We start from the raw sequence: 18,113 nt of genomic DNA on the forward strand, positions 1-18,113 counted from the left end.
TTAACCTCATTTATTATAAAATTTTATATAATTTATTTAATTCAAAAGAGTTATTAAAATCTTTTTCCATGCAGCCTTGCACCAATCTATTTTTGAATTCTCTATCTTTATACAGCTTTTCTATTCCATCAGCTATTCCTTCAACAGATAATTCTGTTATATATCCATCTACATTGTTATTAACCTGACTATTTGCTGTAGAATAGTTTGTTATAACAACGGGCTTACAAAGTATTTGGGCTTCCCCTACAGTTACTGCTTTACCTTCATATCTTGATGGTTGTACATATAGGTCACATTCTTTCATGTATGGATATGGATTAGTTTTCTTTCCTAATAAAACAAAACTATCTTCTAAATTATTTTCTTTTATTATGTTTCTTATTTTTTCTTCATCACCGCCATACCCAACTACATACCATTTAATATCCTTAAACCCTCTATCATGGAGTAATCTAAGAGCTTTTACTCCATTATCAATTCCTTTTGCATGAGATAGTCTTGCAACTGATAGTAATTTAAAGTCAGGATCTTTAATAAAATTATCATTAACCTTTTCATTTGACATAGTTTTTATAAAATCAGGTGATGTTATATTTTCCATAACCATAACTTTATCTTTAAGACCTATATATTTCTTTAAAAAAGATTTTTTGCATTCTTCCGATACCGCAAATATGTAATCAAACTTATTCCATATTTTTAAGTCATCAACTACATCAGTATCTATAACAGAATAGTCTGTATGAATCCAAGCTATCTTCTTTTTTGCATTTACTTTTTCAGCTACAAAGTAATGTGGCCATAAATAACTAATTGCAACATCATATTCCTTTTCTAACTTAGGTAAATATTTCATAATGAATTTCCACATATATTGCATTTGGTATACAGGATCTTTATCACTACCTCTTTTAAATGCCCTTATATTTGAATATAATTTAGCCCTAACTCTTCCAGATGCAATATTGAGATTACCAGCCTTTATAATTTCTAATATTGATCTTCTAATTGTTGAATACTCATATACTTCATCTAATAAATTTATGTTTTTATTAAGTAAATTCATAAACTCACCTTGATGTCTATATAACATTAAGTCCACATTATTATCTTTATAATTAAATTGATCAAGCATTGATATAAGACTTCTTTCAACTCCACCAATCTCCATATCAAAAGATGATATCAGTATCTTTTTCATAAATATCTCCTAATTCATAAATATCTCTTAATTCTAAATCCAATTTATAAATCTTTAAAAGAGTTTTGACTATATTATCTAAGTCATATCCTTTATTTTTAATAGCATCTAATATTAATTCTTCATTCTTATTCTTGCTTTTAATTAACTCAAATGCTTCTTTGACCCATAATTCTTTTTTATCACTTAACTTTATTTGCTTAACTAACCCAATCTCTAAATCTGCCTCCTTCTGTATTGCTTCTGATACTAAGCATGGTATTCCAGATGACTGTGCTTCTATCATTACCAATCCTAATCCTTCATATATTGATGGAAATATAAATACATCTAAATTATTTAATATCCTATCTATATCTTCTCGTATTCCTAAGAAATAGATACTATCTCTAATTCCTAGCTCCTTTGCATAATTTTCTATTTTTTCTTTAAGCTCCCCATCACCAACTAATATAGCTTTAACTCTTTTATTAACCTTAATCATTTCATCTATTATTTCTATCAAAAACTTATGATTTTTAGCATCTACAAATCTTCCTACATGTCCAATAACTATATCATCATGTTTAATTCCAAGTTCTTCTCTTATACCATCTGTATCATGACAATTTAAATATTTTTTATAATCAACATAGTTAGGTAATAATCTGTACTTCTCACTTGAAAATATATCCTCACCGAATAAATATTTCCCTGCACTTTCACTACAAGCTATACAATCTGTTGAAAATAAATTTATTGTCTTTCTCATACACCACATATATATTTTTTTAATTATATTTGAACTTGAATCTAAATTTGTATGAGCATGAGATACTCGTATATTTACTCCACTTACCTTTGCCGCTATCATAGCGACTCCGCAGTTAAATAATGTATGTGCATGAACTGCATCATATGGTCCATTCTCTTTTATTACTTTGCATAAGTTTTTTATAGATTTTATCATTCCAACTTTACTAGATGAATCAATTGAAATAACCTGTCCACCTAATTCTCTTATTTCTTTATCATAGTAACCTTCTTTTTCATAGTAAGAAATAAAATCAAACTGTATTCTAGTATTAACTGTTCTATATAAATTCATAAGCATAGTTTCTGTTCCACCTATATCCATACCACCTACTATATGCAATACTTTCTTTTTCAAAATTTCACCTCTCATTGTTACTTTTGTAGTTTTTTAAAACTTGTAAAATCTTATTCTCTCAGCAGTCATTTGCTCTTTCATGAAAAATAATAAGTAGCATATTATAAACAGAATATATAATAACCTTTTTTCTTTATTTGATTTCCAACTGCTTATAACACTCGGTAATAAAATAAAATTAAACATATTAAAATACATTGTAAATCTTGCAAATATCCAAGTTTGTAGTGAAAACAGCATAAATACAAAATTTATTACAGACATATTTATAAAAACTCTATTGAAACTGGAATCCTCTAAATCCTTCCTTCTTATATAAGCTAAAACAAGTGGTACTGCCGCAACTAACACTCTTAATATATTAGCTCCTTGCTCTGTTCCTTCTTGAAAAACTTTTATATAGTGTTCATAATTTGTTCCTTGTAATATTCTTTCTAATATAGGTAATAACTCATAAAATAGTATAGTTCCTACAACTGCTATACCTATCATTATAAATATTTTTTTAGACCATGGTTTCATTCTACTTATAAAATATATTGGTATCATTATTAAAGCTGATTGATGGAATATTGAAGCTGCTACTATAATAATAAAGAACTTCTTAAAGTTACCACTTATAATATATTTAGTTCCTATCATAATAATTCCAGCTGCTAAACTTTGTCTAATTCCATTCATAGTTACAAAGTAATATCCAGAAGATATATACATAAATACCTCTAGTTCTAATAAACTTTTATATCTCAAGAAAAATCTTAAATATAAAATTTGCGTTATAAGTGCATTTATAAATATCATAACTTGTGGATTTGATGATATCTGATATATATAGTATGTGAATAAATAGAATCCCCAATCGCCTTTATTTTCTAGTGCTTCACTTAATGTTTTACCTTCAAAATCTATATATGATCTAATATATGTTCCTGTATCTCCTATATTTGTTCTTAATCCAGCAATTAGTATAAGAACTATTGCTAATATAACTAAGAAATATTTTGATTGTATATATTTTTTTCTACCTTCCATTAATCTACTTAATAATGCTAATATATACGTACTAATTAAAGTTGAAATCATTATAATCAAATTTATCACCAACTTTAGTATTTAATTTATATGCTATTTAATTTACTATGATAATACTTCTTTATTAAAGTAGGAACCATAGCAGCTATTAGCGGTTTACTTAAATATATATATTTTTTTAAAGGAAGTTTAAGTAATCTATATCCATCAAAGCATACCTTGGTCGCATATAAATAGCTTTTTAGATTTCTTTTTTTATAAGAATTATCATCATCCCTAACCATATATAATGGTTCTCTAATATTAAATCCCTCATATCCCTTATGAAAAAATCTAAACCATAAATCTATATCTTCACATCGTTTTGTATATTTTGTTACTTTATATCCTTTTAATTCTTTATAAACGTTAGACTTTACCATTATAGTTGCATGGCAAAATGGCGGTAATACCGCTATCTTTCCTTTATCTGGTTTGCTACTTAATACTCCTCTTACTCCATGTACTCCGTTCTCATTAAAAGAAATCATTGAGGTTCCAACTAAATCGTACTGTAAATTTTCTTCTAAAAATTTGACTTGCTTTTCGAATCTATCTTTTACTGAAATATCGTCACCATCTTGTCTTGCTACATAATCTCCTTTAACATGTTTTAAACAATTATTTAATGAACCTGCAAGACCTATATTTTCTTTATTTTTTATAAGTACTATTCTATCTCTAAACTTATTTGCATAGCTTCTAGCAATTTCATATGTTCTATCATTAGATTTATCATCACACATTATTAATTGCCAATTTGCATAAGTCTGATTAATTATTGAATCTATACTTTCTCGTAATGTATCTTCACAATTATAAATCCCCATTATAACTGATACTAATGGCTTATTTTCCATATTAGCCCCTCTCAAATCTCTTTATTGTATATATAATTTAATTTATTCATATAATCATTGATATTACATAATTTATCAGAAGTATTTTTAGCTCCTTCCGATAGATTGTTATATATTTTTTTATTATTTAATATCTCTAATATACTTTCTTTAAATTCATTATTACCCACACATAAATTTCCATTAAATCTATTTATAAAATCTTTTAATCCTCCTACATTAGATGCTACTACTGGCTTTCCTAACACCATCGATTGCATTGCTGATAAACCTAATGCCTCAGCTTTTGATGGCATTACTAAAATTTTGCTTTTTTTAATTATAGGAAATGGATTTTCCAAAAATCCAGACATATAAATATTTTTCTTCAAATTATTATCTTCTATTTTTTTTATACATTCATGTTTAAGTTCTCCATCACCTATTATTATTGCCTTTATATCTGCTTTTTCATTTTTTATTAATTTAACTATATCTATAAATCTTAAAGGATCTTTATAATCTGATAATCTGCCTAAAAAAGCTATGTCATAATTTTTATTTATTTCCTCTACTCTCGAAAGATTTTCTATTTCAGATTTATCTACAGGATTTATTAATATATCAACTTTCTTCTTTATAAATTTATAGAACCAAGTATTATTTGTCATAGACTTAGAAACTATAATTATTTTATTAAATTTTATTGATGCAATTAGATAAATTAAAGACTTTAAACTAAACTTTTTAAGCCAATCATGATCTGTATGCAAATGTGATATTATATTTTTTTCCCCTTTATATAAACTACATAATATACTTGCTTTAAAGTCATGTGCATGTATAATATCAACATCTAAGCTTTTAATATTTTTCTTTAATTCCTTTATTTTTATTGTTTTATAATTTATATTTTTTCTTTTTAGAATTTCTTCTATATTTCCCTTAGGGCACATATAATAAAATTCATTATTTTTTTTTAAATTCTCTATTATTGAAAATATTACTGTCTCTGCTCCACCATAAGCATTACTCATAGTTACATGTAAAATCTTTTTCATAATTATCCCCATACTATTTGTGATATTCTACTACCTGTTTCAATACATTTTCTAATAAATACTTGCTAATATTTTTTTCTGAATTCTTAGTTATACTCTTAACTAAGAATTTGTTATCTATCAAACTATTAATTACTTCAATTGTATTTTGGTAATCATCTAAATCAACCAAAAAACCATTTTCTTGGTTTTTTATAATTGTACTTGCGCCTCTAGTATTTGTGGAAATCAATACTTTCTTGGCAATCATACCTTCTAATAAGCATTTCCCAAGACCTTCTCTTTTAGAGAATAATGCTATGCAATCACAACATTCTATAAGCTCTTTAACATCATCTCTAAATCCTATAAATTTTATATTATTCTCTAGTCCTAATTTTTTAATTTTCTTTTTTAGTTTATTTTCTAAAGGGCCTTTTCCTGCACATATAACTTTAATTTTTGACTTATTATTCATATTACTTAAGGCTTTTATAATTTGCATATGATTTTTATTTTTATTTAATTCAGCCAAGATTAATATCATAAAATTATCTTTCATAACCCCTATTTTTTCTCTATATATCTCTTTATTAAAATCTTTAACTATATACTTATCAGGATCTATGCCTACTCCATTCATTAAATACACATCACCATGATTTCTTAATTTAAACCCTCTGGCATGTTCTAAATCTTCATTATTTATAGTTATAATTCTATCTGTCCATTTTGCAGCTATTTTCTCTATTGGATAATATATTATCCAATTAATTTTTGGTGACCCTTTATAGAAATGAAATCCATGAGATGTGTATATAACTTTTACTTTATAATTTTTTAGTGCTGCTCTTGTTATAAATGATGCTACTGGAGTATGAACATGAATCACATCATACTTTTCAATATTTTGTAATAATTTCATTTCTTTAAAAGCCATTATATTTTTTATATTTAATGGATTTCTAGAAAAATTTATCTTGTGTAATTTAACACTATTTAACATATTTTTTGATATAGATTGGTCTATACTACAAGCTATATCTACTTTATATCCTTCAGCTATCAATCTATTTATATGTGGTATCAAAAATACATTTATAGTACTACTAACAGTTGTAACATATAATATTTTCTTCATAATTTTCTCCATTATATATACTTAAATATATCAGTTAATTCTTTGAATTCTACATTAGCAAAATATTCTTTACTTATCTTTAAATCAGCGTAAATGCTATTTTCTCTAATAATTCTACATGTATATATTCCCAATTTATTAGCAGTTATAAAATCCTTTTTCAGATTATCTCCTATATATAACATTTCCTTCAGTTCTACATTTAATTTCTTTGCCATTAACTTATATGCTCTTTCATGAGGTTTCCAAAATTCTTTTCCAAGCTCGTCTGTAATTATTATTTCGTCAAAGAACCTTTTGCATGATAAAGCATCAATTTTCCTAATCTGTGTTTCTTTATATCCATCTGTTATAATTCCAAGTTTATACCCATTTATTTTTAACTTGCTCAGTATTTCCACAACATCTTCATAAAATTTTATATTAGGATTATGCTGTCTATATTCTTTTATAAGAAATTCTACAGTTTCTTTATCATAATCAATTTCGTAATAATCCAATACTCTATTAAATACATTTTTAGAATTTTTATAAAATAGATTCATCATTTTACTGAATACTTCATCTATAGGTAATTTATATTTTTCTCCAATTTTATTTGATATAAATTTAAAACCACTTTTTATATACTCTTCTTCCGAAATTAAGGTATCATCTAAATCAAATATTATTGCTTTAATCATTTAAATTAACTCACCTTTTTCATTTAAAAATATTGATTCATCAAATCTTAGTGATGTTATGTTATCTAAATAATCTTCATTATATTTAAGTTTTTCACCTAATAATAATTTATATAGATTTAGTGGTGAATTAGCTCCAGCCTTTATACTCATAGGTGCACCTCCTCCAAACCTAGGATTTATCTCTATAAATTCAATGCCTCGTTTTGTCTTAATGCACTGAACAGTTATGCTTCCAATTGGTTTTAGAATATCTATAACTTTTTTAGCTTCCTCAATTAAATCTATATCTTTAACAATTTTCCCTTTTGATATCTCTCCTCCTCTTGTGTCAATCCGCTCTCTTGGAACTATTGTTATTACATTTCCATCAAAGTCTATAAATATATCTATCGTATATTCTTTACCTTCTATAAATTCTTGCACCATAGGATTATCTATATACTTCATAAAAAATTTTAGTTCACTATAATTTGATATCTTAAATGTATTTTTACTTGAACTTCCATCAACAGGCTTAATAAAAAGTGGAAATTTATAATTACCATCTTCAATATCTTTTTTAGTGATATATTTGGGAACTTTAAATCCATTCTTCTCAAAAAAATTATATGTATTAATTTTATTTCTACATATATTAATTACTTTCTTAGATGATATTAACACCTTAGAGTTTGTTGCCTCTTCTATTAGTTCTTTATTCTCTGAAAGTATAACCAATTCTGTATCTATAGTTGGTACTATTAGCTTTATATTTTCTTTTTTACATATTTCTATTATTGAATTTATATAATTTTCTGTTCCTATTTTAGGTATTCTATAATTTTTATCCGAAAAATAAGTTGCCGGTGCCATATCTGATAAATCAGCTGTAATAATTTGACTCTTAACTTTAGCAATTTCGCTTGCCTCTCTAAAATTTTTCACTAATTCTACTCTTCTACCTGCACTTAAAATTAATATATTTACTTCTATATCCTTACTCATAACTTACTTTCTACTCCTTGAAAATCTATAATAAAACTTGCATTCATATACCATACTAATGTTTACTATTTATTTTTTTTCTTTCTTCTGCTATTAGTTGAATAATCATAATAATAAGCCTCTCTTCTATCTGTTGAAGCTCCATTTATAATTGTCCCAAGTACTCTTGCCCTTACTTTTTCAAGCTCTTTATATCCTTGCATTATTGAGTCACTCTTTGTTTTCTCTGCCATTACAACAAGTACAGTTCCATCACTTTTCCCTGCAAGTATCTGTCCATCTGTTACAGCTCTAACTGGTGGTGTATCTAGTATTATGTGTTCATAATGATACTTAAGTTCTTCTATTAGCTCTTCCATTCCTCTTGAAGCTATAACTTCTGCTGGATTTGGTGGTATATTTCCAGATGTTAAGAGATGTAAATTATCATCTATTTCTTTAACTGCATCATCTAAAGAATATTTTCCTATTAAGTATCCAGTTAATCCTTTCTCATTAGACTCACCAAACTTCCTATGAAGACTAGGTTTTCTAAGATCACAATCTATTAGAATAATCCTTTTTCCTCCCTGTGATAATATATAGGCTAAATTGCTAGCAACTGTAGACTTACCCTCCCCTGCTTCCGAGCTAGTTATAACTATTGTCCTTAATTTTCTATCTATAGATGAATATTCTAAACTCGTTCTTATATTCCTGTAGCATTCTGCCGTAATAGATTTTGGAAATTTCTTTGTGAAAATCACTTCTTCATCATCTCCTTTTCAAATGGAAGCTCACCAAGTACTGGTATAGGCAAGATTTTTTCAAGCTCCTTCTTTCCTTTAATAGTGTCATCTAAATAATCTATAAAGAAAATCATTCCTATTCCTACTATTAATCCAATAAAAAATCCAAATGAAATAAATTTAATTCTGTTCGGATTTCTAGTAATAACTTTTACATTATCTATAACTTTTGTATGAGTATTTAATATTATTTCTCTTACTCCTACTGCAAATTCATCTGCTATAGTTTTAACTACTTTCTCTGCTGTTTCGTAATCTCCTGATACATAGCTTATATCAAATATTGGAGTGTTTTCAGATGTTAAAAATGCAACACCTGATAAAAGTTGACTTGGAGACATATTAAGTCCAGCCTTATCTATTACTTTATTCATAAAATCATCAGTTCTTATTAATTGAATATATGTATTTACAAGTCCAGCATAAGTTGATAGGTCTCCTTGCGAATAATTGCCTTGTATATCATCTGACTTACCTGCAAATATCTTTATTGTTGCTTGATAGGAAGGTTTCATACTTTTAAAAGCATATATAGCTGCAATTCCAGTAATTAATAATATGCTTAATATTAGTACCTTGTAACGTTTTTTTAATATATATACTATTTGATTAAGTTCAAAAGTTTTGTCTTCCATTTTATCCTCCTTTGAATCTACTCATTAGTTACTACCATTAAAAAATTCCATAGTAACTGATAATCCTTGATTTATATCTTCTCGCTTTATTACTTTGATTATTGTTAAAAAGAATATCTTTATATCAAGTTTCAAGCTCCAGTTATCTACATACCATACATCTAATTTAAATTTTTCTGCCCAAGATATATTGTTTCTTCCATTAATTTGTGCCCATCCTGTAATTCCTGGAAGCATATTATGTCTTTTTATTTGCTCTCCGTTATATAAAGGAAGGTACTCTACTAGTAATGGTCTTGGACCTATTAAACTCATTTCACCTCTTATAATATTTAAGAACTCTGGAAGTTCATCTAAGCTTGTACTTCTTAAAACCTTTCCAAATTTAGTTAATCTCTCATTATCTGAAAGCAAGTTTCCATTTGAATCTTTTATATCCTTCATGGTTCTAAACTTATACATTTTAAATGGTCTATTATAAATTCCAATTCTCTCTTGTGTAAAGAATACAGGACCTCCAAGATTAATTCTTACAAGTATGGCTATTATTAAAAATATTGGAGATAAAATTATTAAAACCATGAGTGAAAATATAATATCAAAACTTCTCTTTACTATATTCATACGCTCCTCCATTACTTAAATAAATTTTTTATTATATTAATTATTCTTTCCATGTCCTCTTTTGTATTTTTAGTATCTGACGGAAGGCACAATCCTCTTTTAAAGATATCTTCTGATACAGAAGCACCATTTTCTTTAATACTAAAGAATTTATAATTTTTATAAAATGGTTGTATGTGCATCGGCTTCCATATAGGCCTTGCTTCAATATTTTCATTCTCTAAAGCTAATATAATATCCAATGGAGTAACCTTTGAATTTTCTTTTATTGTCATTGCACTTAACCAATAATTAGCTTCTCCATAATTGCATATAGGCATCATTTCTATTTCTCTTATATCCTTAAACGCTTCTTTATATAAATTAAAAATCTCTTTTTTCTTATTTATTCTTTCATCTAGAACTCTAAGTTGGCCTCTTCCTATTCCCGCTACTATATTACTCATTCTGTAATTGTATCCAAGTTCTTTATGCTCATAATGTCTTTCATTTTCTCTAGATTGGGTACTCCAGAACCTGACTTTATCTATCATTTCTTTATTATTAGATACAAGCATTCCACCACCTGAAGTAGTTATTATCTTGTTCCCATTAAATGAGAATATTCCATAATCACCAATTGAACCTAAATATTTTTCTTTATACTTTGCCCCCAGTGCCTCAGCTGCATCTTCAATTATTTTGCAGTTATATTTCTTACAAAGATCCTTTATAGGTTCCATATTTGCTGCTTGTCCGTAAAGATGTACTATTATTAAAGCTCTAGGAAGCTTACCTTCTCTTTCACATTCAATAAATGCTTTTTCTAAAGCTTTTGGACACATATTCCAAGAATCATATTCTGAATCTATAAATACTGGTTCCCCATTTTCATATATAATAGGGTTACAACTTGCTACAAAAGTAAGTGATGAACAGAAAACCCTATCTCCCCTTTTTATTCCGGTTGCTTTAAGAGCCATATGAATAGCTGATGTGCCCGATGTTAATGCAATGGCATTTTCTGATCCTATATACTCTGCTACTTCCTTTTCAAAATTATTTACATTTTCACCAAGTGGTGCTATCCAATTTGTATTAAATGCCTCATCTACAAACTCTCTCTCTAAAGTTCCTATATGGGGAGATGCTAAATATATTCTTTTATTCTTTATCTGCCTATCCAAATTATTTCCTCCTATACCATGACTTGATTTAAGTTTTATTCCTATATATCTAACTTCATCTCTATAGCTATTTCTTTTTCTACATTATTTTTTTCTTCTACCTCTACATATGTTGGAACTATTTCCTTCATCTTTTCTCTGATTGAATCTTCACTTTCATTTAGAGTAATCACCAATAATTCTGATATACTCCTTTTTATTTCTTTTATATTAAAATCGCCTGGCTTTCCTATAAATATTTTTTCATGAGGTGTTTTTTCAAGTCCTTCTTCGTTCATAAGCAGTTCTTCGTAAAGTTTTTCTCCTTGTCTAAGTCCAGTAATTTCTATATCTATATCTTTATATGGCTTAAGTCCTGAAAGCTTTATAAGCTCTTTTGCTAAATTATATATTTTTACAGGTGTTCCCATATCTAATACAAATATTTCTCCACCTTTAGCATATGCACCAGCTTGAAGGACAAGTTGTGCTGCTTCTGGTATAAGCATAAAATATCTAGTTATCTCTTTATGAGTTAAAGTAATAGGGCCTCCTTCTTTTATTTGTTTCTTAAATAATGGTATAACTGACCCATTACTTCCAAGAACATTTCCAAACCTTACTGCAACGAATTCTGTCTTACTTTTTTTATCTAACCCTTGGATTATCATCTCACAAAGTCTTTTACTTGCTCCCATAATATTTGTTGGGTTTACTGCTTTATCTGTTGAAATAAGTACAAATCTTTGTACTCCATAAATACTTGCTAACTCTGCTGTATTTAGTGTTCCAACAACATTATTTTTTATTGCTTCTTCTGGGTTATCCTCCATTAATGGTACATGCTTATGTGCTGCTGCATGGAAAACAACTTGAGGTTTGTACTTTTTAAATACTCTTTCCATTCTATGCTTATCTCTTACTGATGCTATGATCACAAATTTATCCACATTAGGAAAAGATCTATTTAATTCGTTTTGAAGATCATATGCATTATTTTCATAAATATCTAATATTAAAAGCTTCTTAGGATTAAAGTTTGCAATTTGCCTACAAAGCTCTGACCCTATAGAGCCTCCCCCTCCTGTCACTAAAACGACCTTATCTTTTAGATAAACCTCTACGTCAGCTTTATCTAATTTTATCTCTTCTCTGCCAAGTAAATCTTTTAAATTTACATCTCTCATTTTTGTAAGATTAACTTTTCCATCTATTATTTCATAAACTCCAGGTATAACTTTTACCTTTACGTTTGTCTGCTGACATATTTTTATAATCTCTTTTTTATTTTTTGCTGAAATTTTTGATATTGCAATTATTATTAAATCTACCTTTTTTTCTTTAGCTATTCTTTGTATATCATTTCTATTTCCTAGAACCTTTACTCCTCTTAAAAATGTACCTTTTTTATTTTTGTTATCATCTATTACTCCCATAGGAATCATATCTATCTCTTTATTATTAAACATTTCATCAATTACGATATGCCCACAAGAACCTGCACCAATAACTAATACTCTTTTCTTATGTTTTAAATTCTTTATAATTCCAAATATCATAATACGTCTATATATTCTATAAGAAAGTCTTAAGCCTATTATTAAGACAAATATAAATGCCGCACTTGCTATTTGCATAGAAAAAGAAATCTCAAAATCGAATATAATATTAAATATACACTTTATCAGTGTACCCACAATACAAGCTAATACCCCATTTACAAATTCATCTATTCCAGCATTACTCCAAAGACTTCTATACATTTTAAATATAGCTAATGGAATTAAATAAATAATTACTACTATTAACATCTTTTTACCATATCCAGATATATAACTTTCTGGAATACCAGTTTCGAACCTAATAAATAATGTAAAAAAGTATGCTAAATTTATTGATATAATATCTAATATTATTAATATTGGTACTCTCCATCTTCTTATTTTATTCATCATTCTTCCCCTATTTATTGCTATTTCCCTATTCATCAACTGCGCAAAACTATATTTTACATTTTATACTTTTAAATTAAATTTTGTTTAATTTAATCAAATCAGGAAATTTCTAACACAATAAATTTTAACATATATCTTGATAAATTTTAACAAAAATCTTTCTACAAAATTTTATTTTAACTTTTAAGATGAATATATTTGTTTTACATATACATGTATTTTTTTATTTTTATTAAATTTTATTATATAAACCATTTTATTTTTATTTTTAAAAAATAAAAAAACCTTAGTAAAATAACTAAGGTTTTTAATATAATCATTAAATATTAAATTTTAAAATTATGTTATGCTATTCCAAAAGCAAAGTAGAAAGTAAATAATACTGCTAAAGTATACATTACAGGATGTATTTCCTTAAACTTACCTTTAAACATCATTAATACAACATAAGTACAGAATCCAAATGCTATTCCTATAGCAATACTATAAGATAGTGGCATTAAAATAACTATTAAAAATGCTGGTATTGCAATTTCTGGATCTTTCCAGTTTATATCTGCAAGAGATGAACACATAAGAGATCCAACAATTATTAATGCTGGTGCTGTAACTTCTGGAGTTACAACTGCTAAAAGTGGTGAGAAGAACATTGAAAGTAAAAACATTCCAGCAACTATAACACTTGAAAATCCTGTTCTTGCTCCAACTGAAGCACCTGATAATGATTCAATGTATGAAGTTGTATTAGTTGTTCCAAATACTGCTCCAACGCATGTTGCAACTGAATCTGAAAGTAATGCCTTTGATCCGTTTTCAATTGATCCATCTTCTTTCACTAAACCTACCTTTGACCCAACAGCCACTAGTGTTCCTGCTGTATCAAAGAAATCCATAAATAACATTGTAAATACAACCATTAACATTTGAGGATTAAATACTTGTCCTAAATTTTTAATAGCTACGCCAAATGTTGATTCTAATGATGGAATTGGTGCAACTATAGCTTCTGGTGTTCCAATTAATCCAAATATAATACCAGCAATTACTGTACATCCCATTCCAACAAATATAGCAATTTTTACTTTTCTAGCAAGTAATATAGCTGTTACTAAAAGTCCAAATACAGCAAGTAAAACTTTAGGATTTGTTAAATCTCCAATTTTAACAAGTGTTGAAGCATCTGCAACTATAATTCCTGATCCCTTAAGACCAACAAAAGCTATAAATAATCCTATACCTGCACTAACTGCATATTTTAAGTTTTGTGGAATTGCTTTAATTATAAGTTCACGAAGTCCTGTTACTGATATTATTATAAATATAATTCCGGAAAGTAAAACTCCTGAAATAGCAACTTCCCATGGAATACCCATCTCTCCACAAACAGTAAATGCAAAGAATGCATTAAGTCCCATCCCTGGCGCAAGTGCCATTGGGAATTTAGCATATATACCCATTATTAGTGTACCAACTGCTGCCGCTAATGCTGTTGCAACAAAGACACTATTTTTATCCATTCCTGCGGCTCCTAGAATATCTGGATTAACAAATAAGACATATGACATTGTAATAAATGTTGTAAGTCCACCTATTATTTCTCCTTTAAAACTAGCACCTCTCTTTTCAAAATTAAAATATTTTGAAATAAAATTCATCTTATATCCTCCTTTAGTACTTTAAAGCTTTTTCTTTATCGTATCTTTTAGGATTCATCTAAGGGTTACCCTTTAGAAAAATCGTAGTCAAGTCATTTACGGTGACTTGGTAGAGACTATCAGACCATATTCTGATATTATACGATAATTAACGTTTATTTTTTAAATATCTTTCGTATATTTACATAATATTATATATATTCACCTTTGTCAATGTTCGTATTGTTATTTTTATGATTTATTTTTTTAATATATTTTGTTCCATATATAATCAAATAATATACATATTATTTGATGTAAAAAACACCCAGTTAAGTAGATATAATTTTTAACTATATCCACCTAACTGGGTGTACTTATATTTTATAAATGTTCTCTTTTCAGCATCCCATCACCAATGATATTGAATCCACTTTTATAAAAATTCTTTTCTTTTATAGGCTACTTTATCATAATTATAGTATTTAAGATTCAACATTCATTAATTAATATCCAACAGGTCTCACTTCTGATATACAAGTATCATCATATTGATTTCCCTTATATACAGATAATATAGTTAATTTAATGGACTCTGTTTTTATAGGAGCACCTAAATCTATTTCCTGCTCCCCTAAAACTCCATCATTTAATGTAACTATTTTACTCTCACCATAAGAAAAGTCTACTCTTAAAGTCTTTACTCTATTATTTGCATAATATAGTCTTTCTGATTTAGCTGATCCATTGATCATATATATCTTACTAACAGCAGCATCTCCAAAAAAATAAAGACTTAAAGTATCATTTACTCCTGGGCCAAGGGAACCCTCTGCCCATATAGTGTTACTTTTATGATCTACAACATTTAATGGTGAGTAATTCGTTCCTGTATTATCTATTAATGTTGATGTAGCTACTGCATTATCAACCTTTAAATTTCTCATCTTACCATTATCCGTTACAACAGCTTCCGTACTGTTTATATTATTTACTTTAGTAGGTAACCCTTCTTTATTTTTATTAGTACTTTCATTTTCTTTCTTTGAATCACTAGAACTATTTTCTTTAGATTTATCTGCTTGAGTTTTGCTTTCATCCGCCTTTTTAGCTTCTTTAGCAATCTTTTCAGCTTGAAGTTTTGCTTCATTTTTATCACTAACTATTTTAAATGTTACTCCTGAAACTATTATGCACAAAATAACTAATGATGTAATTGCTACAGTTATTATCCTGTTTTTTCTTTTTATTTTTTCTATATTTTTATCTATTTTATCAACATAACTTTTCCATATATCTGTTGATGTATTAAGTTCTAATATTTTATTTTTTGCATTTAATAACTCTTTTTTGCTACTTTTATTAGCCTTAGCTAATAATTTTTCCATATGTAATGATTCATTTTTTGCAATCTCTGCTTCTTCTATTGTTTTATATGTAATCTCTTCTACTGTTCTTTCTCTCTTTGCAAGTTCATCTAAAGCATCACTTAATTTATTTAAATTATCTTCTAATAAATTACTTTTAACTTCACTATTCTTTAGTTTATCGATAGTATTTTTAAGACTTTCTACATTATCTATTTCTGTGTTATCTATATTCTTTATATCTTTATTGTCTACATCTATATTATTTATGTCTTTATTGTCTATGTTTTTATTATCTATCTCTGTGCTATTTATTCCCTCTTCTATTTCTGCCTTTACTTTTCCTTCAACTAAGGCTTCTGATTCTAAGTTTAGATGAATATTGAAATTCTTAGCTATCTCTTGTATTTCTCCACCCTTATCACCAAATTCACTTACAGCATAATCATATACTTCTTTCATATATGGATTTAAATAAATTATCTTCTTTAATAATTGGATTTTATCCTTAACATCTATATCTCTATTTTTTATATTATTAAATATTGATTTAGCTTCTTTTTTATCCTTATCATTTACCTCTTCAATATCTTCTCCTAGACATTCCTTTAAAGCATATCCTAATGCATATCTCATGTTATAGATTGCATGAACTAATGCTATAGATAAATCATCTAAAACTTCTGAGTTATTAGCTTCTTTATGGCTAGGCATATCTAAATGCTTATCTTGAATTTCTTTAAATGTATGTGTAAATTCTTCTAAATATTTTCCATAATACTTGTCCATAAATGCATCTAAATCAACATTAAATATCTTCCTATCAACTAAAACTCCAACAGTCTCATTTGCATATTTTAAAATTATGTTATCTATTTGACTTTTTATATTCTCTGCATCATCTAGATTTTCATTTTCTATTTTATATGTGTGTATAAATTCTTTTACTGCTCTAAATGCTAAATTTTTATATGCTATCTCTAATAAATTAAATCGCTCCCTCCCTTCCGATATTATTATTACGTCCCCTAAAAAATTAAATTTTATCATACTGTTCTCCTTATCTTTTATCTTTCGTAAAATGCTCCCCTTTGCACAATTTACAGTGTTACGATAATATATTATAACAAAATTCATAAATTTTACCATGTTATTTCTGGAAAAATTATATACTTTACATCCGTATCTCAATTCTTTTTTGTATATATATTTTTTTATATCTTTCTCTTTAGTATTTATAGCATTAGTATTCTTTGGTACTGATTTTGAGTCGGTAGCTATCTTGTTAAATTCATACCCCCTATCTAAATTTTTATCGTCTCCTTTTATGCAAAAATTTTTCGCTTTATTTTGAATTTCATTTCTGTCCCCATCTTCTCTTTGATCTTCATCTTGAAGTTCATCACCATTCTTCTCTTCCATTTCTTCTTCATTTTTAAATTCATCTTCTTTTTCTTCTTCATCATTATTGATATTATTATCCTTGCAATTACTCTTAAATATTAAATCCTCATAATTCTCTCCTAATCTATAGAAGGTATATCCCCCTTCATCTTGACATAATCTATAATCTAAAAGCTTAAGATCTATTAATTTCTTTATTCTACGTCTTAAAACATCTTTGCTTTTTATCTCAAGCATTGGTAGTTGCTCTATTATATAAGATGAACGAATGTAGAAAAACTTAATACCATCTATAACTCTTGTATGTAGTGAGTTACTATTTATAAAGTTAAAAATAAACCTAAGTATCATAAGATCTTTTAAATCTAATCCATATTCAATTGCTTTCTCTTGAGAGTATCCAAGAATTATGCTTTGCATATTTTAACGCTCCTTTTAATATATTT

15 protein-coding genes and 1 riboswitch are annotated in these 18,113 nt (G+C 27.2%); all 15 genes read right to left on the reverse strand.

The features are described 5' to 3' along the window. Nucleotides 1–13: 13 nt before the first annotated feature. A complete protein-coding gene (locus ACQPUW_RS12475) occupies nucleotides 14–1,204 on the reverse strand; it encodes a glycosyltransferase (protein ID WP_430837828.1) in 1,191 nt (396 codons plus the stop codon). Further along, nucleotides 1,176–2,354 (reverse strand): glycosyltransferase family 1 protein, encoded by a 1,179-nt coding sequence (locus tag ACQPUW_RS12480; RefSeq protein WP_430837829.1) that lies wholly within the window; start codon nucleotides 2,352–2,354, stop codon nucleotides 1,176–1,178. The genes ACQPUW_RS12475 and ACQPUW_RS12480 overlap by 29 nt, the downstream gene beginning before the upstream one ends. Before the next feature lie 33 nt (nucleotides 2,355–2,387). Then, nucleotides 2,388–3,437: an EpsG family protein gene (locus tag ACQPUW_RS12485; protein WP_430838091.1), complete on the reverse strand. Its 1,050-nt coding sequence runs from the start codon at nucleotides 3,435–3,437 to the stop codon at nucleotides 2,388–2,390. 35 nt (nucleotides 3,438–3,472) lie between these two features. Beyond that, nucleotides 3,473–4,285 carry a glycosyltransferase gene (locus ACQPUW_RS12490; RefSeq protein ID WP_430837830.1) on the reverse strand — a complete coding sequence of 271 codons (813 nt, stop codon included), beginning with the start codon at nucleotides 4,283–4,285 and terminating at the stop codon, nucleotides 3,473–3,475. Between the two features lie 11 nt (nucleotides 4,286–4,296). After that, entirely contained in the window at nucleotides 4,297–5,325 is a 1,029-nt protein-coding gene (locus tag ACQPUW_RS12495) for a glycosyltransferase (protein ID WP_430837831.1), read from the reverse strand. A 13-nt stretch (nucleotides 5,326–5,338) separates the two neighbouring features. Beyond that, nucleotides 5,339–6,445, reverse strand: a complete 1,107-nt coding sequence (locus ACQPUW_RS12500; protein ID WP_430837832.1) for a glycosyltransferase — start codon at nucleotides 6,443–6,445, stop codon at nucleotides 5,339–5,341. A gap of 11 nt (nucleotides 6,446–6,456) precedes the next feature. Beyond that, entirely contained in the window at nucleotides 6,457–7,128 is a 672-nt protein-coding gene (locus ACQPUW_RS12505; protein WP_430837833.1) for an HAD family hydrolase, read from the reverse strand. Beyond that, nucleotides 7,129–8,115, reverse strand: a complete 987-nt coding sequence (locus tag ACQPUW_RS12510) for an ATP-grasp domain-containing protein (RefSeq protein ID WP_430837834.1) — start codon at nucleotides 8,113–8,115, stop codon at nucleotides 7,129–7,131. A gap of 65 nt (nucleotides 8,116–8,180) precedes the next feature. Continuing rightward, nucleotides 8,181–8,861 (reverse strand): CpsD/CapB family tyrosine-protein kinase, encoded by a 681-nt coding sequence (locus ACQPUW_RS12515; RefSeq protein WP_430837835.1) that lies wholly within the window; start codon nucleotides 8,859–8,861, stop codon nucleotides 8,181–8,183. Continuing rightward, nucleotides 8,858–9,538, reverse strand: a complete 681-nt coding sequence (locus ACQPUW_RS12520) for a YveK family protein (protein ID WP_430837836.1) — start codon at nucleotides 9,536–9,538, stop codon at nucleotides 8,858–8,860. Before ACQPUW_RS12520 ends, ACQPUW_RS12515 begins: the two co-directional genes overlap by 4 nt. A gap of 24 nt (nucleotides 9,539–9,562) precedes the next feature. Further along, nucleotides 9,563–10,162 (reverse strand): sugar transferase, encoded by a 600-nt coding sequence (locus ACQPUW_RS12525; RefSeq protein ID WP_430837837.1) that lies wholly within the window; start codon nucleotides 10,160–10,162, stop codon nucleotides 9,563–9,565. 11 nt (nucleotides 10,163–10,173) lie between these two features. Further along, a complete protein-coding gene (locus tag ACQPUW_RS12530) occupies nucleotides 10,174–11,328 on the reverse strand; it encodes a DegT/DnrJ/EryC1/StrS family aminotransferase (RefSeq protein WP_430837838.1) in 1,155 nt (384 codons plus the stop codon). Between the two features lie 41 nt (nucleotides 11,329–11,369). Further along, a complete protein-coding gene (locus ACQPUW_RS12535) occupies nucleotides 11,370–13,259 on the reverse strand; it encodes a polysaccharide biosynthesis protein (RefSeq protein WP_430837839.1) in 1,890 nt (629 codons plus the stop codon). Nucleotides 13,260–13,606: 347 nt separating this feature from the next. Further along, nucleotides 13,607–14,917, reverse strand: a complete 1,311-nt coding sequence (locus ACQPUW_RS12540; protein ID WP_430837840.1) for an NCS2 family permease — start codon at nucleotides 14,915–14,917, stop codon at nucleotides 13,607–13,609. 64 nt (nucleotides 14,918–14,981) lie between these two features. Beyond that, nucleotides 14,982–15,082: riboswitch (purine riboswitch) on the reverse strand. A 320-nt stretch (nucleotides 15,083–15,402) separates the two neighbouring features. Beyond that, nucleotides 15,403–18,087, reverse strand: coding sequence for an NADase-type glycan-binding domain-containing protein (locus ACQPUW_RS12545; protein ID WP_430837841.1), 2,685 nt, complete (start codon nucleotides 18,085–18,087; stop codon nucleotides 15,403–15,405). Nucleotides 18,088–18,113: the final 26 nt, after the last annotated feature.

It is taken from the genome of Clostridium sardiniense, assembly GCF_050584765.1.
Classification (GTDB): Bacteria; Bacillota; Clostridia; order Clostridiales; family Clostridiaceae; genus Clostridium; species Clostridium sardiniense_A.